The following is a 15,068-nucleotide window of genomic DNA, read 5'->3' as shown; positions in this document are numbered from 1 at the left end:
CGAAACGGGGCCAGCCCACCATGCGAGTGCGTCAGGGTCGCTGCGCCAGCCCCGCGATGAAGCGCTGCAGGCTCGCGCTCAACGACCGGGGCACGTGGTCGGGGTCCATGAAGTCGTTCTCCGCCAGCAGGCTCACCTCACCGGAAATCATGTGCCGGGTGAACTTTCGCAGCGTTCGACCACTCCCGCGCAGACTCTCCACGGCCTTGAAGAACGACTTGCGTTCCGCGAGAGCGGTTTCGAACGCCTCTGACGACACCCCCAGGTGCTCGGACACCAATCGGTTGCGCATGCCGGCGATGACGCGGCGGACCTCGTCGTCGCCCGCCACGTCCGGGCGCGCCTCGATGGCGACGTCGCACTCGCTGTCGAAGCCGAGCGACCGGTTGTTCAGATTCGACGAGCCGATCCTGAGCAGCCGGTCGTCGGACACCACGATCTTGGAGTGCACGTACACCGGCCGCGCGCCCTCGGTCACCGGCCAATACACCCCCAGCCGACCGTGTTCGTCTGCGGCCCATAGCACTTGGAGTAGACGCGCACGTGCGCTGTCCATCGCCTCCTGCTCCAGCCGGCTCTCACTGCTGCGCGGCAAGATGATCACCACGTCGGGGCCGTCCGGCTCCCGCAAGCGGCGGGCAAGCGCGTTGGCCAGGTCGCGGGCCGCGAGGTACTGGTTCTCGAGGTAGATGACGTGCCGTGCCGCGGCGATCGCGGCGAGGTTCAACGCTTCGACTTCGCGCACCTCGTCTCGGCTCTCCAGCGTCGGCAGGGTGCGTGCGATGGCCACGTCGACGTCGCGCAGTGCGGGCTTGAGCCGGTACGGCCACACGGTGTGGCCGACGTTGATCGCAGGCAGTGAGCGGCCGGTGGCGGTCTGCCAGCGCTCGCGGGCCTGTTCACCCAGGGCGCGCGCGGCCTCGCCGTCCATGGCTGCCGCCACCTCGTGGCGCGGCCCGTACTCGCGGCCCCGCGTCTTGCGCAGGGGATTCTCTCTCAGGTGATCGCTGGTGTCCCATCGATCGACGGTGAGGTCGATGCCACCGCAGAAGGCCACGGCGTCGTCGATCACCACGATCTTCTGGTGGTGAACGGCACCGAGCGGATGTGCGCCATCCATCGCGAGATGGAGACGCTTGGCACTCAACTGGTTGACCAGCGAGACCGGGGCGACTCCGTACCACATGCCGTCGAACGCAGGCAGGAGCCGCAGATTCGATCTGAGCATGTAGATCCGCAGGGACGGCCGCTTCCACAGCAGCCAGTGCAGGAAGGCCGCGAGCTGGTTGGGGCCGCGCAACGTCTTCTCACCCAGCTCGAATTCGACCCTGACGTCGAAGTCCCACCCGATCAACATGATTCGGTGCCGGGCGCGCAGCATCGTCTCCTTGACGTGACGAAGGTAGTCGGCGCCGTCGACGATGGGAGCGAACTGGCCCGCCGGCGCCACGCGCCAGCAGGTCAGACCGGGACTCAGCAGACGATCGTCGGGCACCGGCGCTCGTCCAGGCTGCTCCACGCGAACATAGCGAGTGTCTACCACAGGACAGCCCTGCCGCGATGCGGTCGTGACGAGGTGTCACGACTGCGACAGATGGCGCGTGCCGGCGTGCGACGATGTCGCCGTGAACCGGGTCATCCAGTTGCCTGCCCAGCTGGCCCTGATCGCCATCCCCGTGGTCGGCTGGTTCACCCAAGACTGGTCGGGGGCCACCACCCTCGCGGTCTACTGGTTCGAAACGGTGGCGGCGTGCCTCTTCATCGCCGCCCGAGTGCTGCTGCAGCAGAGGTGGTCCCCACGGCACGGCCACTTCAGGTACGACGCGCCGAGTACCGATCGCCGCTCGGGGAGCACGTCGTCATTCCTCAGTGGGTTCCTGATCGTGAGCATGGCGTTCAGCGCCGCCCATGCCGTGTTCCTGGGCGTCATCCTGCTGCTCCTCAACCACAACGGCCAGGCCGGCTTCGCGGAAGTCTCTTGGCGCAGCGTGGGACTCGGGTGTCTCGGCGTCGTGGCGTTCCTCGTCCTGGACTTCCTGGTCGACCTGTCGACTCTGCGTCGGTGGTCGTTCTGGCAGATGGAGCAGTTGGCCAACAGGGCCGTGAGCCGGGTGATCGTCGTTCACATGACGCTCATCTTCGGCTTCGTTGCGATCGCGATCACCGACGCGCCGGACGCGTTCTTCGGGGTGTTCGTGGTGCTGAAGACGATGGCTGCGCTGAGTTGGGCCTTCCCGCAATGGGAGCCCGCGACGCCGCCGCGGTGGCTGAGCCGCCTGATGAACCGCATGCCGAACGTCCATCCCGGGAAGCGGTTCGAGGACTTCTGGGCCAAGGACCGGGCCGACGAGGCGGCGCGCCGCGAGAAGAACGAGCGGCCCTGGTCGAGCACGCGGGCTAAGCCGTGAGCAGCTGCTCGCTGAGGTCCCAGAGCCGGCGCGCCGACTCCGGGTCGACCGCGTGCGGGGCCACCCCCGACAGCACGATCGGCTCGGTGCCGAACCCCGTGGTCAACGACGCGCTGTCGAGCGGAGCGACGTCGTTGTCCTTGAGGTAGACACCGCCGATGTCGGCGAGCAACGGGCTGGTCGCCGCGAAGATGCTGGTACTCGCCGCCTGCTGGGGCGTCTTCAACTCACGGTCGGGATCGACGATCGGTCTGCCCTCGGCGTCGAGGATTCCCATGGCGCGCAGCTCCTCGTCGGTGATCGACGGCCCGAGGCTGGTGCCGTACGCGATCCCTGGGTGCAGGGCATAGCCGCGGATGCCGTCGCCGGACCACCGCCGGTCGAGTTCGACGGCGAACAGGACGTTGGCCGTCTTGGACTGGCCGTAGGCGACCATGCCGTCGTAGTCGGCGGTGAAGTGCGGATCGTCCCAGCGGACGTCGGAGAGGTGGTGGCCGCCGGAGGACACGTTGACCACTCGCGCCCCGGACGCGGCGCGCAGCGCGGGCAGCAGCGCCGTAGTCAGCTGGAAGTGGCCGAGGTGGTTGGTCGCGAACTGCGCTTCGTAGCCGCGGTGGTCGCGGACTAGCGGGCCGCCCATGATGCCTGCGTTGTTCACCAGCACGTGCAGTGGCCGATCGGAACTCAGGTAACGGTTCGCGAAGTCGTCGATCGACGATGGATCCACCAGGTCGAGTTCGCCGACGTCGACGTTCTTCAAGTCCCCCACGGCGGCGGCCGCGCGGTCGGGATGTCGTGCGCCGACCGTGACCGAGGCGCCCGCGGCGCTCAGTGCTCGGGTGGTCTCCAGTCCGAGCCCGACGTGGCCGCCGGTGACGATGACGTTGGTGCCCGTCAGATCGGCGCCCTCGAGGATGTCGGTGGCCGTCGATGCTGCGGTGAATGGGCTGCCAAGGGGCTGTTGGTGTGTCATGAACTCAGCTTGCACTCCGAGTTGCGGACTGTGAATGGTTGTCAGTCCCGGTTTTCTCCGCAATAGTACGAGAGTGCGTGACGATCAGCTGTCGGAAGTGTTCGACCTCGTCGAGGTGAGCGGCGTCGTGTCCGGCGGTTTCGCGGTGCGCGGCCCGTGGGTGTCCGGCGGCGCGGTCGACGGGCCGTTGAAGCTGATCGCGGTCATGAGCGGGGGTGCGTGGCTGACCGTCGACGGCCGCGATGACCCGATCCGACTCGACGGCGGTGACGTGGCGCTGCTCAACGGTCGATCATCGATGGATCTCCGTGGCGGTGGCGGCGAGGGGCCGGCTCGCGAGGTTCGGCCCGACGCTCGCTTCGACTCGACCCGCGTGCTCGAGGCCTACCGGGACGGCGATGACGTGGTGCTCGGTGGTCGGATTCACCTCAATCCGGCGGGCCGCATCCTGCTGCAGGCGCTGCCGCCGGTGGCCCATGTGCGGGCATCGGCGGCCGAGGCGACCAATCTCCGCGGGACCCTCTACCGACTGTTCGACGAGGTGACGGCCGACCGGATCGGGTCGGCGTTCGCCGTCCGGCAGTACGTGCAACTGCTCCTGCTCGAGGTACTGCGCGCCTACGTCGACCAGGCGAAGCAACCGCCCGGATGGCTGCGCCTCGCGGCCGACGACCGGTTGCGACCGGCACTGCTCCTGATGCACGCCGAGCCCGGGAGACCCTGGCGCCTCGATGAACTGGCGCGTGCGGCCACCATGTCCAGAACGACTTTCGCGGAGCGCTTTCGCACCACGGCCGGCGTGCCGCCGCTGACCTACCTGCACCGGTGGCGAGTGTTGCTCGCGCAACGGGCACTTCGCGACGGCGACGTGCGAGTCGGCCGACTGGCCGCCGATCTCGGCTACTCGTCGGAGAGCGCGTTCAGCACCGCCTTCAAGCGCGAGGTGGGTCAGTCACCCCTGCGCTACCGCGCCAGCGTCAGGTGTGGGCAGGCGTAGTCGCGAACTGGTCGGTGATCGCCTGGCAGAAGGCGGGCAGGTCCTTCGGTGACCGGCTGGTGATCAGGTTGCCGTCGATGCACACCTCCTGGTCCACCACCGTGGCACCCGCGTTGCGGAGGTCCGTGCGGATGCTGGGGTACGACGTCAGGGTCCGGTCGCGCACCACGTCGGCCTCGACGAGCGTCCACGGCCCGTGACAGATGGCGGCCACGGGCTTGCCGGACTGAACGAAGTTGCGCACGAACGCAACTGCCGACTCGTCGAGACGCAGCTTGTCCGGGTTGACGGTGCCGCCCGGCAGGATCAGGCCGTCGAACTCCTCGACGCTGGCGTCACCGACCACCCGGTCCACCGGGAAGCTGCCCGCCGGTTCGAGGTCGTGGTTGCGCGCCTCGATCTCCCCGGACTCCAGCGACAGCAACTCGGTCTGCCCGCCGGCGTCGTGCACCGCGGACCGCGGTTGCTCCAGCTCGACCTTCTCGACGCCGTCAGCGGCGAGGATGGCGATCTTGCGTCCCTGCAGTTCATTTGGCATGGGATTCTCCTATCGTGGGGTCATCCATGGCCTACCCGTTGGCGGCCACAGGCATTCATTGGGTTACTTGCGGCCCATCGGCGTTGCCATCAGCCGGTTGGCCCGTACCTTGATCACGTCGGGCGTGAACTTGTTCATCACGCCCATGGCCTTCGACATCGGCGAGGAGGCAACGACCTTCTGCCGGTTGTGCTTCAGCGCGGCGTAGCCCTGACGGGCAACCTTCGCCGCGTCGTCGCGAACCTGAGCCTGCGGGGTGTCCTCGAGGCCACCGCGCTGGAAGAACTTGGTGTCGGTGGGGCCGGGCATGAGCGACGTCACCGTCACGTCGCTGTCGCGCATCTCGTCGCGCACCGCTTCGGCGAAGGACTGGACGAACGACTTCGACGCGTTGTAGACCGCCTGATTCGACCCGGGCATCGTCGCCGCGATGGACGACGTGAACAGCACCTTCCCGGTTCCCCGTTCGGCCATGTCGCGCAGCACCAGCTTCGCCAGGTGCACCGTCGACCGCACGTTGAGGTCGACGATCGAGAGATCGTCGGCCAGGTCACCGTCGACGAATCGGCCTCCCCGGCCCACCCCGGCGTTGAGCGCCACCGCGTCGACGACCTTGCCACCGTCGGTGGCCGCTTGGTAGAGCGAGGCCACACCATCCCCGGTCCGCAGGTCGACCTCGACTGCCTCGACTTCGACGCCACGTCCCGAGAGTTCCTGCGCAGCAACGTGTATTTCTGCTTCGTCGGCTGCTATGACGAGGTCGTAGCCGTCGTCGGCGAACAGCTTGGCCAACTCGAGGCCGATGCCGCTCGATGCTCCTGTGATGAGTGCTCGCTTCGTTGATTCAGCCATGTCAGCGCGGCTACCCGGCGCCTCAACGCCGAAACGTATCGGCCACTCGTGCTCAGGCAGGTGCCGTGGTGAACGCCTTGATCTCGGAGATCTCGGCGACGTTGTCGCCGTTGGTGCTGCCGAGCTTGGTGATCCACACCAGCACGGTGGAGACCTGGGCGTCCGAGGACAGCGGAACGCGGTTCGATCCGGGTTGCAGCGTGGTGGCGTCGACGAGCTTCTTGGTGTCGGCCACACTGCCGGGTTGACCGTCGGCGCTACGGATCTCGACCACGGTGCCGCTGCCCTTCACGTCGATGGTGAGTGCAGCGAGGTTGGCGGGCCGGGGCATCTCGAGGAGCAGCCCCACCCCCTGCTTGAACGCGGGGAAGGGATCGGCGTCGTAGTACCGGTCGGTTGCCCACGCGGTCGCGGGATCGCCGTCCACGGCCTGGCCCGCCGCCCCCGGATTGTCCGGCGACCCGTCGGGTGAGAAGACGGCGGCCGAGGCCGGCGTAATGGGCGCTCCGGCCGCTGCAGCCTCACGCGCGACAGGGGGGGGCGCGTCGGCAGGGGTGGTGGGAACGAGGCCGAGCCCATCGGCGTTGATGGCGATGTCCTCGGGTCCACCGAGCATGCGGTTGACGCTCATCCCGAGGGACGCCACCGCGATGACGAACATCACCGCCGCCCCTACGAGCACCGCCGTCATCAGCTTCCGGCGCGCCTGCGCTTCCCGCTCTGCGGTGTCGACGTTGCGGAAGCCCGCATAGCCGCCAGGCCCGGGCTCGGTGGTCGGCAGGCCGACTGGTGCGTCGCCTGGGTACTGCGGTTCGGCGGCGGCTCGACCCTGGCGAAGCATTCCCAGAACGTCTCCAGCCGAACCGATTCCGCTGCCGGGCCGCAAGAGACCGGCAGCCGCACTCGAGATCAGGAACGGGATGCCGTGGTCGATCTCCGCCGGTTCGGTCGGCCAGCCCGCCGGGGTGAGATCGGCGGCCGTCCACCCGTCGGGCATCGGGTCCTGCGGGGGCCAGCGATCGACCAGCAGGGCGTACAGGACGCCGCCGATGCCGCGCAGATCGTCGTCGCGCGTGGCGTCGGGCATGGTGGCGGGGAAGGCGAGGACGGCGTGGCCGTCGGTGCTGATGCGGATCCGGTCGGGGTGGTCGATGCCCAGCACGAGGGCGGCCCGGTGCCCACTGTCAGCGGCGACGATCAGCGACTCCATCGCCGCCGCAGCCGCCAACGGCGACGGTGAGGTACCGACCACCTCGCGGAGCGACCCGCCGTGCACCCATTCACATGCAACGACGCCGAAGGCACCGGTGTGCACGACGTCCAGCACGCGCGCGATGCCCACCACGTGCATGCCCCGCAGTCGCGACGTGCGCGACAGGACTTCGTTGACCTGCTCGACGGGCATGACCCCTGCGGTGTCGACGAGTGTCAACGCCACGTGCTGGCCGCTCGGGACGTCGATGGCCTCCCAGAACTGGAGGCGCGGCGCCGATCCGCGCATGGTGATGAGTCGGTAGCGCCTGGCGACGACCGTCCCTGGCACGAGCGAGGCGCCGTCGCTCCGGGGTGGGTCGGTGTTGGTCATCGTGCACCTCGGATGTGTTTGCCGGTGCGCAACGCCGCGTGCCGGGAGCCAGTCGGACGTCCGGCGAGATAGCCGCTGCGCACGCGCTCAAACGGTGTGGCGGTCAGGACTCGACGAGCGCCTTGAGCCGCTTCGCCGTCTCGTTCATGATGCGACCGACCTGGCGTGCGGCGACCCAGTCGGCCACCAGGCCCAGCACACCGCCCGGTGCCTCGTAGGCCAGCCGGAAGGTGATCTTGGTGCGGCCGTCGCCATGGTCCCGCAGCCGGAAACGGCCCCGCATCGTGACGCCCGTAATGCCGATCCATGCGAGGTCGCGGGCCTCGTCGAACTCGACGATCTCGATCACCCCGCCGATCGGCACCGAGCCGACCTTCCAGTGCACGGTGTAGCGCGAACCCACGCCGACTGGGCCGTCGGTGACCGTCTCCCAGCGTTCGAGGCTGGCCATGAACTCGGGGTAGCAGTTCGGGTCGCTGACGTGCTTCCACACCGCGTGTTGGTCGACGTCGGCGACGACGCTGCGCTGCAGCCTCATCCGAGCACCGGGAATCGTCGTTCCGCCGCAAGCCGGTCGACGCCTGACTGCAGGCTGGCGAGCACCTCGTCGTTGATGGCGTCGTCGTCCTTTTCGGCGATGTCGTCGACGCTGATCGGCTCCTGCACCTCGATGGCGATCTTCGTGGGCAGCGGCAGCCTCGGCACCATGTCGCTGACCGCGAGACCCCATGGCGGCGCCAGCAGAATGGGGACGCTCTTGAGACGCGCCAGCTTGTCGACCATCAGCAGCTTCGCCAGCCACTGGCCCCGGTCGAGGAACAACGCCGCTTCCTGCCCGCCGACGCTGGCGATGGGGACGATCGGCACGCCCGCCTCCCGGGCCAGCCGCACGTAACCCTTGCGTCCCCCGAAGTCGACTTCGTGCCGCTTCCACGACGGACGGAACACCTCGTAGTCCCCACCCGGGTACACGAGCAGGGCGGCGCCCGACTTCAGCGCCATGGTCGCGTTGTCGTGGTTGGCGGCGACGGTGCCGAACTTCCGCAGCGACCCGAGCCCCGGCATCGACACGACCAGGTTGTGCGCCAGTTGATAGAACGGCCGCTCGACGCCGAAGTAGGAACAGAACGCGAGGGTGAACACGAACGTGTCGGGCGGCAGGTTCCCGCCGCTGTGGTTGCCGACCATGAGTATCGGGCCCTGCGTCGGGATGCGGTCGAGCCCGCGGACGTCGGCCCGGAAGTACAGCGAGGCCAGTAGCCACAGTCCAGGCAGCTGTTCCCGGATGTAGTCGGCGTCTCGCTGATCGAGATTGGCTTCGGGCACCCGAGACGACACCTGATGCTTGACCCATCCGAGAGCATCGCCGAGCGCCGTCATGGGCAGTGATATTCACCACGGCCGCGTTTGGCAAACCTGAGGTAGACGGGGCCTACACCTGGGGTCCGACATTTCGGCTGCGGTCGATGCGGTTCATCCACAGTCCGGAGTTCATCCACAGATGCGGAGTTCTTGGCGTTCGCGGGCTGTTTGGAGTCGCGGTGGCTCTGTAGTTTCGAAAGTATGTTCGAAGAGTTCGGGACGGCCTTTCGGGCCACCGGCACGGTGGCTGAGTGGGCGCGCGTGGAGGCTGCAGCCACCGCCCGCCGGCTCGCGGCGATGGTCGTTCTCTTGGACCAGGCCTACGCCGCGGACGGGTCCGCCGACCGCGAGCAGTGGTACCTCGACAACTGGGGTGCGGTCTCCGCGGAGATCGGCGCCGAGCAGAACATCACCCAGGGCGCGGCGTCGCATCAGCTGTTGATCGCCACCGCACTGCGCGATCGGCTGCCTCACGTGGCGGCGTTGTTCGCCGAGGGTTTGGTGTCCTACCGCGTGGTGGCGGCGATCACTGCCCGCACCGCCCTGGTGCGCGACCCGGCCGCGCAGCGAGCCGTGGACAAGGCCTTCGCCGAGGTGCTGACCGAGTGGGCGCCGCTGTCGGAGGAGAAACTGAACAACGCCATCGACGCGATCGTCGCCGAGCACGATCCGCACGGGGTGTACCGCACGAAGCTCACGGCCAAGGGCCGCAACGTTCAGTTCGACTACGACGGCTCAGGCATGGCCACGATGTTCGGCACCCTGTTCGCCACCCACGGCAAGGCCGTCGAGAAGCGGTTGAATGTCCTGGCTCGGACGGTGTGCCCGGGCGATCCGCGGACGGTCGAGCAGCGCCGCGCCGACTCGATCCACTCCGTTCTTCACGGCTTGGACTACCTGCCGTGCCTGTGCGGCAGCGACGACTGCCCCGGACCCACCACAGCCCCGAAGGGCGATGCGGTGGTCTACGTGGTGGTCAACGAGGACACCCTCGACGACGGGTCCGATGCCGCGATGGCGCAGGACGCCGCGCTCGACGGCGACCCGGATCCGCTGTTCGACAAGCCCCTGGCCGAGATCACGACGTGGGATGAGCTGGGTGGCAATACCAACGTCGCTCAGGGTGTGAAGTCCGAAGCCGAGACGTCAGACGGGCGAGACCAGGGCAGCGCAGCGGATGACGCACGCCCCTCGAACCCACCAGCCGCCGATGGCAATCGCGACTCCCCCGCCACCCGCCCCGGCGCGATCATCGGCGGCCCGTTCCTCCCCGGAGCCCTCGCCCGCCGGTTCGCACTCACCGCGAAGACCTGCAAGGTCGTCCACCCCGGCGACGGCCCACCGGAACCGCGCTACACACCCTCCAAGAGACTGGCCGAGTTCGTGCGCTGTCGAGACCTCACCTGCCGCTTCCCCGGCTGTTCGCAACCAGCCACCGAGGCCGACATCGACCACACCATCGCCTGGCCGATCGGCCCCACCTGCGCATCGAACTTGAAATGCCTATGCCGCCACCACCACTTGTTGAAGACCTTCTGGGGCGGACCCAACGGCTGGCGCGACCGACAACTCCCCGACGGCACCATCGTCTGGACCTCACCACACGGCCGGACCTACGTCACCGAGCCAGGCAGCAAGCTGCTCTTCCCAAGCCTCTGCGCGCCCACGGCACCGGTGGCGGTCACCGCCGAAGCAAGGACCCCGGCGCCTCAGCACAACCCCGGCCTCACCATGCCCCGCCGCCAACGCACCCGCGCCCAAGACCGCGCACAACGCATCGCCGATGACCGCCGACTCAACGAGGCCGAATGTGACCTCAGGCCTCCTGATGGCGAACTCGGCCGTCATCCACGGCGCTTGAAACGGACGGAGGTTGGGTAACAGGGGTTGGTAGTTCCGCTAGACATACTTTCCCTAGACACAGGAGCCAGCGCTGACATGACCGACCAACGGATTTCCCGTCGACTCTCAGTCACCGCGGCCATCGCCGCGGCGTTCGCCGTGAGCACCATGACCGTGGCCTGCGGTGGAAGCGACAGCGACAGCGAGTCCTCCACCTCGAGCACAAGCACGTCCACGACGACCTCGGCAACGACGATGACCACCACGCCGTCGAGCCCTGCACCCGCACCGGCACCTTCGGGTGAACCGGCCCCGGGTGCAGGAGCCGGTGAAGGTGGCGCGACGGCTGGCGTACCGGGTGCGGGCGCAGGCGCAGGACCCGGCGGCGCGTCCGCGGGTGTCCCAGGCGCAGGCGCAGGCGCAGGACCCGGCGGCGCCACCGCGGAGGTTCCCGGCGGCGGTGCGGGTGCCGGACCGGGTGGAGCCTCTGCAGGCGTCCCGGGCGCGGGCGCAGGTGCAGGTCCCGGTGGTGCCGAGGCATGCGCCGGCGGCGTGTGCGTGGGCACGGGCTAGAGCACACCGACTCTTCGTCGAGCCGGCGCCGATCACTTCGGCGTCGGCTCGACGCATGTCTGGGCCGAGAGATCAGAGACCGCTGGGCCAGGCGCGCAGCGCGACGTCCGCCGCCCCCCGCAGCGTCGCCGTGTCCGCGCCGTCGCGGGCCCGTGACGACAAGCCACGCAGGAAGACGTCGAGATAGTCCGTCAACGCCTCGACGTCGGCCCCACCCGGCAAGTCGCCGGTATCGATCGCTTGGCGCAACCGGTCGCGAATCACGTCGCGAGCGACCCTGCGGTTCTCGTCGAGCAGCGGGTCGGAGATCACGAAGCAGCCGCGAGGATGCTCGTCGCTGCCGTATTCGCGGACCGCGGCCTCGAGCATCTTCTCCACGAAGTCACGTGCCGTCGGCTCGCCGACCGCCTGGCCCACGACGACCGCAGGCGAGCGCTCGTACTCGGCGACCGCTTCCTCGTACAGCTCCTTCTTGCCGCCGAACGCGTTGTACAGACTGGGCGCCGATATCCCCATCACGCCGGTCAGGTCCCGGATGGACGTGCGGTCGTACCCGCGCTCCCAGAACAGGTGCAGGGCCTCGGTCAGCGCCTCTGCGCGGTCGAACTCGGGAGGCCGTGCCATCAACCGATCCTAGTGATCGGCCGGGCAACGGCACAGGCCGATCATCTACCGTGGCGATGATGACGTCACCAGAGCCCGTGCCGCATCCTGGTCGCGAGCGCCAGGAGGCCATCTACCGAGCCGGCGTATTCGGCCGCCGGCCCGCGGTGCCCACGAACTTCACCGCACTCGAACACCTCGCCCGCAAGCGCATGTCGAAGCAGGCCTGGGCCTACGTCGCCGGTGGCGCGGGCGAAGGCACCGGCATGGACCGCAACCGCGCAGCGCTGGACCGGTGGGCGATCGTGCCGCGCATGCTTCGCGACACCTCGCGGCGCGACCTGACCACCGAACTGTTCGGCAGGCGGCTACCCGCCCCCGTGCTCGTCGCCCCGGTGGGCGCAGCCGGTCTGGTGCGCCCGCTCGCCGACGTCGAGATCGGCGCGGCCGCGGCGACTGTCGGCGTTCCGTACATCTTCTCGAACCAGGGCTCAGCGCCCATGGAGGACGTCGCCACCGAGATGGACCGGGTGGCGCGAACCGCGGGTGCAGATGCGGCACCGCGGTGGTTCCAGCTGTACTGGTCGACGAACGAAGCCGTCGTCGAGAGCTTCGTGCACCGTGCCGAGACGATGGGCGCCGACGCCCTCGTCGTCACCCTGGACACCACCCAACTCGGCTGGCGTCCAGAAGATCTCAATCTCGGATCGCTCCCGTTCACCCGCGCCGTCGGCATCGCGCAGTACACCTCCGACCCCGCGTTCATGGCGTCGGTACGCGACCGCGTCGCCGCCGCGAAGGCCGCCGGACAGCGGCCGGACGTCGAGGTGACCCTGGGCGCCATCAAGACCCTGTTCTCGATGGCCCGCCACGTCCCTGGCAGCTTCCGGCGGAACCTGGTCTCACCGATCCCGCGGGCCAGCGTCGAGACCTTCCTCGACACGTACTCGCGGCCATCGCTGTGCTGGGACGACATCGCCGGACTGCGCGAGCGGACGCGCCTGCCGATCGTCCTCAAGGGCATCCTGCACCCCGACGACGCGCGACGTGCCGTCGACATGGGCATCGACGGCATCCTGGTGTCGAATCACGGTGGCCGGCAAATCGACTCGGTGATCGGTGCTGCCGACGCCCTAGTCGACGTCGCCGCCGCCGTCGACGGCAGGGCTCGCGTCATCCTCGACTCCGGCATTCGCACTGGCGCTGACGTGTTCAAGGCGCTCGCCCTCGGCGCCGACGCCGTGGCGATCGGCAGGCCGCACGTCTACGGACTGGCCATCGCCGGGCGCCTCGGCGTTCGGCAGGTCCTCGAGAACATCATCGCCGAGTTCGACATCACGATGGGCCTCGCGGGCGTCGCCTCACTCGCCGAACTCGACTCGGACACCCTGCGCCGGATGAGCTAGCGTTCGGCGCGCTCGGCCGCAGGCGCGACCGCCCCTTCGGTGACCGCCTCGCCCCGCTTCTCGTCGCTGTAGACCATCAACGTCGAACCGACCAGAGCCAGCACGATGCCGATCGCGCCGTACGGGGTCGGCAGCGTCTGGTAGATCACCAGCGAGAGGACGATGGTCAGCGACGGCGCGAGGGCATTGGTGGTCGGCGCCACGATCGAGGCCTTGCCACGGCTGAGCGCCATCACCAGGAACAGTGCGCCGACGGCGTTGAGCAGCTGGGTGCCTGCCGTCAACACCGGTGCCTCCCAGGGGAAGTCGGTGGGTATGCCACCAAGGGAGAACAGAGCGACCGGAACCAGCGCCAGCGCGGTGATCGCCATCCAGCCGAAGGTGGTGGCATCGTTGACGCCGATCGTCGCCGCCTTGCGCATGAAGAACGCCTGCACACCCCATGCCACGCAGATGATGATCGCCAGGATCAGCCACGGACCGGTGGAGACGTCCTCCTCACCGCTGGTGATGCTGAACAGGACGATCGCGACCAATGCGGCCACCAGGCCGAGCGCGGCGAGCTTGGTGACCCGCTCGCGGAGCAGCACCATCGCCATGACCACGGTGATTGCGGGCGACACGGCCACGATCGGGAAGATCAGGTACGCCGGTCCCATCGTGAGTGCCTGGAAGAGGACGAGCTGGCCACCTGCGCCGGTGAGCCCGATCAGCAGGCCGTAGATCGTCGCCTGCGGTCGCCGGTCGAAGCGCTGGCCGCGGATCGCGAAGATCGCCGGGATGATCATGGTCAGCGCCCAGATGCTGTAGATCATCTCGTCGGGGTAGCCATACTTGGTCGCCGGCAGCGCCGACGTCGCACCCCAGACACCCCAGAAGAGCACCAGCAGTGCGGCATAGAAGATCCAGCTGCGCGTTCCGCGCCCCTGTCTCGTCGAATCGGTCATGACGTCGCCTCTGTTCTTCATTGGGTGGCTAGTGCTGCAAGCGCTTCGGGGGCGAGCGGGCGTCCGCTCTTCTTGGCGGCGTAGAGCGCCGCGCCCAGTGCCGGGTCGAGAATCGGGGTGCGAAGGTCGTACTTCGCGGGCAGCCGGTCCAAGGCGTCCCGGAACAGTCCGAGATACCTTTCGCCGGTGAACATTCCACCCGAGTAGGACACCGGTACGAAGTCGTCGTCGGTGAAGCCGATGAGCACGCGGGTGGTCTCGATCAGGCCGACGAGTTCGTCGACGGCCGTGACCAGGATGCCGTCGGCGACGGGATCGTCCGCCGCCGACGCGGACACCACCTTCGCGAGATCGGCTATGGCCGAACGGTTTCCGTGCCAGGTATCGATGACGAGGCTCACCGCGTCGAGGTCGCTCGTCACGTCGAGCCGCTGCCGCATCGCCTGATACAGCGCGCCGCGGGTGGTACGTCCGTCGCTGGCCCTGCTGAATGCGTTGAGCCCCTGTGCGGCAACCCAGTACGCCGAGCCCTCGTCACCGAAGAGCTCGCCCCAACCGCCTACGCGCCGCCCGACGCCGGCGCGCTCACCATAGGTCATGGACCCGGTGCCGCTGATGACGTTGATGCCGTCCTCACCGGCCAGGGAACCGGCCCACCCGCAGACCATGTCGTTGTCGCAGCTGTACCGGTCGTGGCCGAGGATCGCCGCGGGCACGGCGTCGAGGCGCGCGAGGTCCGCACTGGATTCGCCGTAGCCGGGGATGCCGAAGAACGCCGCGTCGACGTCGGAGGCCGGCACGCCTGCGGTCTCGCACACCGCGTCGACGCCTTCCCGCAGCCGGCGCTCGACCACGTCGAAGCCCTCGCTGAAGTAGTACGAGGTGGCGGTGTTCGCGCGGCCCAGTACCCGACCGGAGTCGTCGATGATGGCGAAGGCGGTCTTGGATCCGCCACCGTCGACGCCGAGATACCGGGCCATGC

At 68.5% G+C, this 15,068-nt stretch carries 15 protein-coding genes; 5 read left to right on the top strand and 10 right to left on the bottom strand.

Annotation, left to right across the window (positions count from 1 at the left end):
- Nucleotides 1–31: 31 nt before the first annotated feature.
- Entirely contained in the window at nt 32–1,495 is a 1,464-nt protein-coding gene (locus LOK44_RS16055; protein WP_237571049.1) for a phospholipase D-like domain-containing protein, read from the bottom strand.
- A 130-nt stretch (nt 1,496–1,625) separates the two neighbouring features.
- Between LOK44_RS16055 and LOK44_RS16050 the strand changes: the two genes are divergently transcribed.
- Nucleotides 1,626–2,408, top strand: a complete 783-nt coding sequence (locus LOK44_RS16050) for a DUF6498-containing protein (protein ID WP_237571048.1) — start codon at nt 1,626–1,628, stop codon at nt 2,406–2,408.
- On the opposite strand, the gene LOK44_RS16045 is transcribed toward LOK44_RS16050, so the two are convergent.
- Nucleotides 2,398–3,381: an SDR family NAD(P)-dependent oxidoreductase gene (locus LOK44_RS16045; RefSeq protein ID WP_237571047.1), complete on the bottom strand. Its 984-nt coding sequence runs from the start codon at nt 3,379–3,381 to the stop codon at nt 2,398–2,400. The two genes, LOK44_RS16050 and LOK44_RS16045, sit on opposite strands and share 11 nt — an antisense overlap.
- 73 nt (nt 3,382–3,454) lie before the next feature.
- On the opposite strand from LOK44_RS16045, the gene LOK44_RS16040 reads away from it, so the two are divergent.
- A complete protein-coding gene (locus LOK44_RS16040; protein ID WP_237571046.1) occupies nt 3,455–4,378 on the top strand; it encodes an AraC family transcriptional regulator in 924 nt (307 codons plus the stop codon).
- Here LOK44_RS16040 and LOK44_RS16035 read toward each other — a convergent pair.
- The 5 genes from LOK44_RS16035 to LOK44_RS16015 form a co-directional block, all read right to left on the bottom strand.
- On the bottom strand, nt 4,359–4,916 hold the full coding sequence (locus LOK44_RS16035; protein WP_237571042.1) for a type 1 glutamine amidotransferase domain-containing protein: 558 nt from the start codon (nt 4,914–4,916) through the stop codon (nt 4,359–4,361). The genes LOK44_RS16040 and LOK44_RS16035 overlap by 20 nt on opposite strands.
- A 63-nt stretch (nt 4,917–4,979) precedes the next feature.
- The gene (locus tag LOK44_RS16030) at nt 4,980–5,768 is read right to left on the bottom strand and encodes an SDR family NAD(P)-dependent oxidoreductase (RefSeq protein WP_237571041.1); all 789 of its coding nucleotides are present in this window, start codon (nt 5,766–5,768) and stop codon (nt 4,980–4,982) included.
- A 52-nt stretch (nt 5,769–5,820) separates the two neighbouring features.
- A complete protein-coding gene (locus tag LOK44_RS16025; RefSeq protein ID WP_237571039.1) occupies nt 5,821–7,353 on the bottom strand; it encodes a protein kinase family protein in 1,533 nt (510 codons plus the stop codon).
- 103 nt (nt 7,354–7,456) lie between these two features.
- Nucleotides 7,457–7,891 (bottom strand): SRPBCC family protein, encoded by a 435-nt coding sequence (locus LOK44_RS16020; protein WP_237571038.1) that lies wholly within the window; start codon nt 7,889–7,891, stop codon nt 7,457–7,459.
- Nucleotides 7,888–8,733 carry a lysophospholipid acyltransferase family protein gene (locus LOK44_RS16015; RefSeq protein ID WP_237571036.1) on the bottom strand — a complete coding sequence of 282 codons (846 nt, stop codon included), beginning with the start codon at nt 8,731–8,733 and terminating at the stop codon, nt 7,888–7,890. The genes LOK44_RS16020 and LOK44_RS16015 overlap by 4 nt, the downstream gene beginning before the upstream one ends.
- Nucleotides 8,734–8,916: 183 nt before the next feature.
- On the opposite strand from LOK44_RS16015, the gene LOK44_RS16010 reads away from it, so the two are divergent.
- Both LOK44_RS16010 and LOK44_RS16005 read left to right on the top strand, forming a co-directional pair.
- A complete protein-coding gene (locus LOK44_RS16010; RefSeq protein ID WP_237571034.1) occupies nt 8,917–10,596 on the top strand; it encodes an HNH endonuclease signature motif containing protein in 1,680 nt (559 codons plus the stop codon).
- 57 nt (nt 10,597–10,653) lie between these two features.
- Entirely contained in the window at nt 10,654–11,130 is a 477-nt protein-coding gene (locus LOK44_RS16005) for a hypothetical protein (RefSeq protein ID WP_237571031.1), read from the top strand.
- 72 nt (nt 11,131–11,202) lie between these two features.
- On the opposite strand, the gene LOK44_RS16000 is transcribed toward LOK44_RS16005, so the two are convergent.
- Complete coding sequence (locus LOK44_RS16000; protein ID WP_237571029.1) at nt 11,203–11,754, bottom strand: TetR/AcrR family transcriptional regulator; 552 nt, start codon at nt 11,752–11,754, stop codon at nt 11,203–11,205.
- Between the two features lie 59 nt (nt 11,755–11,813).
- On the opposite strand from LOK44_RS16000, the gene LOK44_RS15995 reads away from it, so the two are divergent.
- Entirely contained in the window at nt 11,814–13,139 is a 1,326-nt protein-coding gene (locus LOK44_RS15995; protein ID WP_237571028.1) for an alpha-hydroxy-acid oxidizing protein, read from the top strand.
- Here LOK44_RS15995 and LOK44_RS15990 read toward each other — a convergent pair.
- Both LOK44_RS15990 and LOK44_RS15985 read right to left on the bottom strand, forming a co-directional pair.
- Nucleotides 13,136–14,086 (bottom strand): DMT family transporter, encoded by a 951-nt coding sequence (locus tag LOK44_RS15990; protein ID WP_237571027.1) that lies wholly within the window; start codon nt 14,084–14,086, stop codon nt 13,136–13,138. The genes LOK44_RS15995 and LOK44_RS15990 overlap by 4 nt on opposite strands.
- 17 nt (nt 14,087–14,103) lie before the next feature.
- Nucleotides 14,104–15,066, bottom strand: coding sequence for an N-acetylglucosamine kinase (locus tag LOK44_RS15985; RefSeq protein ID WP_237571026.1), 963 nt, complete (start codon nt 15,064–15,066; stop codon nt 14,104–14,106).
- Between the last annotated feature and the right edge of the window lie 2 nt (nt 15,067–15,068).

The organism is Mycolicibacterium lacusdiani, assembly GCF_021916785.1.
In the GTDB taxonomy this organism is placed as follows: domain Bacteria; phylum Actinomycetota; class Actinomycetes; order Mycobacteriales; family Mycobacteriaceae; genus Mycobacterium; species Mycobacterium lacusdiani.
Note: the sequence above shows the minus strand (reverse complement) of the source record. Positions and strands in the feature narration are given on the sequence as shown.